Consider the following 5,504-nt stretch of genomic DNA (forward strand, 5'->3'; position numbering starts at 1 on the left):
TTTTTGTCGCTCCGCGACTCCAACGTTGGATAGAATCTTCAAAATGTCAGCATGAACTCGAACCGCTTTAAGGCTCCGGTTCAGAAGGCACGGGCTCGCTGCGCGTTTCGGTTCATGCTGCCGTTCTTGATTCCAGCCTTTTTGTCGCTCCGCGACTCCAACGTTGAATAGAATCTTCAAAATGTCAGCATGAACTCGAACCGCTCCGCTCACCCCACGCTTAAGACCCCAAACTGAAAAAGAAGAGCCGAATCAGAATCCAATTTGGCTCTTCTTTTTGAAAATGTAAATTAGCGAAGCTGGTTCGCTAACACCTAACTTATCCCCCATACAGTACAGCGCAGTACATTACCATTACGTGCCATGTTGTGCTCTGACCTTATCAGCATCGCTTTCCCGGCTACGCTAGCCAAAATAGCTAAATACAAAATAATCGCAATGTCCGCTATCATTTCGCAAACTATCAACCCCAGCTACATACCTGCCTATCGAGATGGTTTCATCCCAATGTTCACAATTTCGAAAAACTTGCCCATTGTGCATCTTTGCATTTTGGGCAATGATATTATTATACGAATTCAATAAGGAGGTGTAGTCATTGATTGCTAAACAAACCTTGCGTGACAAGAAGAAAGAAGCCACAGCATCTGCCTTAGCCGAAGCTGCATTCGAGCTCGCGTTTGCAAAAGGTTTGGATGGCTTCGTCGTCGACGACGTTGTACAGCAGGCCGGTTATTCTCGACGGACGTTTGCCAACTATTTCTCCTGCAAAGAAGAAGCGGTTGCTGCCGTTGCTGTCCCCTATACGAGTGTAGAAGAATATGACAAATTAATTACGGGCATGCCAGAAGATGCAACACCGCTTGATGTTTTGTACAGCTTGATGAAGATGCAGTTTACCGGGGAGTTTCTGCTTAAATTGCGTCAGTTCGTCTCCCTTTCGAAACAATATCCTACGCTAGAGCCTTATATTCTAGGTGTGTTCCGCGGCTTGCAAATATCCGCCCAAGAAGCATTGGAGCCATTCACTCGCGGACGTTACAAACCCGGATATACACATCTGCTAGCGGGAGCGGTTTATGGCGCGTTTGTGCCCATACTGGACGGCAGTCTGAATGTACTGCTGCCGGGAGAGACAGAAGCTGAACCAACAGATGCAATCCCATTTGATCAATATCTGAACGCAATGTTCGAGTATTTGCGAAACGGCTTCTAAAAACAGTCATCAGGATATAAAGGAGAGAAACATTACATGTCAACATTTTTGTACAAACTGGGGAAATCCGCTTACGACAAGCCATGGCAATTTCTCATCGCATGGGTCGTCATTCTTGGAATCGTAGGTACATTGATTGGAGTCAACGGCATACATTCCAGCTCTGAGATGAAAATTGCAGGCACAGAATCGCAAAAGGTTCTCGATCAGCTAACGAAGGAGCTTCCAGAGGCTTCGGGCGGACAAGCCAGCATCGCCTTTACTGTTCCTGCAGGAGAACGTTTGGATACGCCCGAACGTTTAGCATTAATTCAGAAGGCAATTGAAGACGTATATCAAGTAGAATACGTCATTAATCCTGCCAAATTGGCAGCTGAAGCTGGCTTCTCAGGCACTGATCCTAGCCAGATGGGCAGCGATGCCCCACAAACGGCTCAAGGTACAGAAACGAATCAAGCAAATATGGCCGAAATGCCTCCTTACGGCCCATTGATGGTAAATGGCATGCCTGTACCAGGCGTCTTGCTCTCATCGGATGGCAGTCTCGCCCTGTTCCAGTTCCAATTTACCGTTCAACAAGCTTCGCTGCCTAAATCCGTTCCGGATGCCGTAATCGACGCCGCTATGGCAGCCGAGCAGAATAATTCGGGTATTACAACTATACCTAGCGACTCGCTGAAAAGCACACCTGCCCTTGGCTCCACAGAAGCAATTGGGATTCTCGTCGCAGCCGTTGTGCTCATTATTACACTTGGCTCTGTCGTTGCTGCCGGGTTGCCGCTGCTTACCGCTATTTTTGGCGTAGCAATCAGCATCGGAGGCGCGTTTGCCTTCTCGAAATTCATTGCGATTAATGACATTACGCCAATCTTGGCTGTCATGATTGGACTAGCTGTCGGCATCGACTATTCGCTATTTATCGTCAATCGTCAGCGCCGTATGATTTTAGATCAGGGACTAAGTGCCCGCGAAGCCGCCGGCAGAGCTGTTGGCACAGCTGGCAGCGCCGTATTTTTCGCAGGATTAACGGTTATTATTGCACTATTCGGCATGCTCGTCATTGGCATTGAATTCTTGTCTACGATGGCGATAGTCGCTGGTGTGACGGTATTCGTCACTGTATTGCTGGCATTGACTCTTCTGCCCGCCCTGCTCGGCTTCGTCGGCGAACGAATCTGCTCGCCTAAAGTTCGTCTGAAGTCCAGCAGCTCCGATCGCAAAACCAAGCAAGGTTTTTCCATTCGTTGGGCTAAAGGCACTGTGAAATATCGCTGGCTTATCATCATTGGAGTAATCGTCGTTCTGGGCACAGTAGCCATTCCAGTTGCAAAAATGGAGCTGGGAATTCCTTCCGGCGCTTCGGCAAACTTGGATACGACGGCTAGACAAAGCTATGACGCGATTTCTAAAGGCTTTGGAGAAGGCTTTAACGGCCCTCTGCTCCTGGTAGGCGAGCCGCAAAATGCTGCCGACAAATTTACACCTGAAAAACTCGGAAATCTCGTTCAAGAGCTTCAGAAGCATGAGAACGTTTCGCTCGTTTCTTTAATAGGTGTGAATAAAACCGGCGATATGGCCATTATTAGCCTGATTCCAAAAACAGGACCAACTGACTTGGCCACAAAGGATCTGGTCAACGATCTTCGTGCTCCTGATTCAACCATTGCAAAAAATATAGATGTGAAGCTCGGTGTGACCGGATTCACCGCTATTAATATTGATATGTCGTCTAAGCTCGCGGAGGCGTTCCCTCTCTATGTCGGCATCATCGTTATTCTTTCCATCATTATTTTGCTGCTCGTCTTCCGTTCAATCATTGTCCCTATTAAGGCAACGGTTGGATTCATTCTCAGCATACTCGCAACGTTTGGCTTGACCACGGCCGTCTACCAGTGGGGATGGATGCATTCCCTGTTCGGCTTTGACACCGGCGGCCCGCTGCTTAGCTTCATGCCTATACTTGTTACGGGTATTCTTTATGGACTGGCGATGGATTATCAAGTGTTCCTGGTCAGCTCCATGCGCGAGTCTTATGTGCATGGCCACAGAGGAACGGAAAGTGTCATTCACGGCTATGATTTGGCAAGCCGCATCGTTCTAGCCGCTGCTGTCATCATGGTATCCGTCTTTGCCGGATTTATTTTCGCACCGGATGCGATGATCAAGCAGATCGGCTTCGCGCTCGCCGCAGGTATTCTTATCGATGCCTTCATCGTCCGTATGACGCTGGTTCCAGCCGTCATGGCGGTCTTCGGAGATAAAGCATGGTGGCTGCCGAAATGGCTGGATCGCTTGCTGCCTAACCTTGATGTCGAAGGCGATAAGCTGATTACTGCACTGAATGCTCAGGCTCAGGGCAGCAGCAGTGTTAAGAAGAAGGCAAACAAGCCTGCTTAATCTGAATTGAATTGCCATAACTGAACTACACCCCATTAGTTAGACGCCGTCTAGCTAGTGGGGTGTTCTGTGTTTATACCGTTATATGTCGGCCTTTCTTGATTACAATGTACGTTATGTTATCATAAGCTTTGCTATTTGGGTTATTCTAAAATTCAATGCATGTTATTCCAAAACTCGATTACTGAGGAGATGCCAGCTATATGATTGATATATTGGAAGGGAAATTTTTCAAAACATTCATTGCAGTAATGGAGGAAAAAAGCTTTAACCGGGCAGCAGAAAAATTGGGATTTGTACAATCTACCGTCACAAACCATATTCAGTTACTAGAACGGGCTTGTGGCCAAAAATTATTTCATCGTTTATCAAGAGGTGTAACGCCTACCGAGGCTGGTTTAAAACTAGCTAAATTTGCCCATCAGTTTGTACATCTGGGACAGTCATTAGAAGAAGCTATGAATGAGTCGACCGAACCTAAAGGAATTATTCACCTGAGTATGCATGAATCTTTTTTTGTGACTAGAATGTCTTCACTCTTGCAGCAGTTTAAACTTAAATTCCCGAAGGTGAATTTTAAAATGGAAACCGGCTATCATCAGGATATTATTGATGATGTTTTACAGCATGTTGTTGATTTTGGAATTATTCCCCGAAATCCCCGAAGGGATGACCTTCAGTTTTTCCCCATAATCAAGGAAGAATTAATTTTTATTGCTTCAGAAGAGCTGACGAAAAATGTGGAGAGAAACGGCTTGAATGTCCTTAGCAATGAATCCGTAATCACTTTTGGCAACAGTTGTTTGTATCATACTCATGCCATTAAGATTTTAGATGAAGCTGGGGTAGAAACAGATCATGCTATACAATATCCCAGTATTGAAATGATAAAACAGGCAGTAAAATGTGGTATTGGTTTTGCACTTATTCCTAAAATAGCAGCGGAAAAAGAAATTGTGGAGGGAAGTTTCGGAGCGTTGCCGCTAAGCCCAGGAATTTTCCCTACTCATGGGCTTATTGTAAACAAAGACAGGGATCTCAACCTTCCAAGCCAAATGTTCAAATCATTTGTATTGAATCATTATGCTTTTCAGTCCGACTCTCATTGAACTAATAATACAATAAGAGCCTGTTACATACGAGAATCTTAGAGACGAGACCGATCTCTAAGATTCTATTTTTTTCGTCTTTGTCATGATTGATTAAAGAAGCTATCGATTATCGAAATAACAGGTATTGAATCTTATCATAACTAGAATAAATAAGCTTATGATACTATGGCTTAGCAAGTACTCATGAGCTTAGCAGTGTTTAATAGCAAGAAGGGAATATGAAAAATTAAAGATAAGATCGTGATAACAAAATTATCGAAGGAGAGCTTATATATGTCGTGGAGCATCTTAAAATCCAAAGGTTTTTTGTCAGCTTATTTATTGGTCATTATTATGCTGATTGGTAGTGTGCTGCTAAATCAAAGGGACATTTTATTTCCAGAGATTGCTGGAATGGCAATGGGAATTATGGTGTTTTCCGTATCGGATTGGATGAAGAAACCCTCTCATCTTTGGCTTTTTCCAACCTTGGGTGCATTTTTGGGGACAATTTTAAACAGATTGCCTTTAACATCTCTTATGAAAATGTTGGTTACTCTTGCTATTATAGTCATTCTTATGCATATATTTCGAGTTCATTTCTCACCAACAATTCCTGCTGCATTACTGCCCATCTATTTGGATTTACATGACTTCGTTTTTGTAGCTTCTACAGCAATCTTAACCTTTCTCATTATGTTAGCCGCATTTAAATTAAGAAATAAAGATAAAATGCCTGCAGAAACAGGCAGTTTTCGAAAAAAAACGGATACGATTTTCATCACTATTATTTTGGCCCT

5 protein-coding genes are annotated in these 5,504 nt (G+C 44.3%); 4 read left to right on the forward strand and 1 reads right to left on the reverse strand.

From position 1 onward, the window contains the following. Positions 1-213 (reverse strand): hypothetical protein (locus TY10_RS31390; RefSeq protein ID WP_042162263.1); only part of this gene is annotated, 213 nt, incomplete at its 3' end. A 385-nt stretch (positions 214-598) separates the two neighbouring features. On the opposite strand from TY10_RS31390, the gene TY10_RS07720 reads away from it, so the two are divergent. The 4 genes from TY10_RS07720 to TY10_RS07735 all read left to right on the forward strand — a co-directional run. Further along, positions 599-1,216 carry a TetR/AcrR family transcriptional regulator gene (locus tag TY10_RS07720; RefSeq protein WP_238327505.1) on the forward strand — a complete coding sequence of 206 codons (618 nt, stop codon included), beginning with the start codon at positions 599-601 and terminating at the stop codon, positions 1,214-1,216. Positions 1,217-1,252: 36 nt separating this feature from the next. Beyond that, on the forward strand, positions 1,253-3,613 hold the full coding sequence (locus TY10_RS07725) for an MMPL family transporter (RefSeq protein ID WP_042162265.1): 2,361 nt from the start codon (positions 1,253-1,255) through the stop codon (positions 3,611-3,613). A gap of 203 nt (positions 3,614-3,816) precedes the next feature. Further along, positions 3,817-4,722 carry a LysR family transcriptional regulator gene (locus TY10_RS07730; RefSeq protein ID WP_042162267.1) on the forward strand — a complete coding sequence of 302 codons (906 nt, stop codon included), beginning with the start codon at positions 3,817-3,819 and terminating at the stop codon, positions 4,720-4,722. Between the two features lie 276 nt (positions 4,723-4,998). Next, positions 4,999-5,504, forward strand: a 506-nt coding sequence (locus TY10_RS07735; protein ID WP_042162269.1) for a hypothetical protein, incomplete at its 3' end; no start/stop codon positions are given.

The organism is Paenibacillus gorillae, assembly GCF_000513275.1.
Taxonomy (GTDB): domain Bacteria; phylum Bacillota; class Bacilli; order Paenibacillales; family Paenibacillaceae; genus Pristimantibacillus; species Pristimantibacillus gorillae.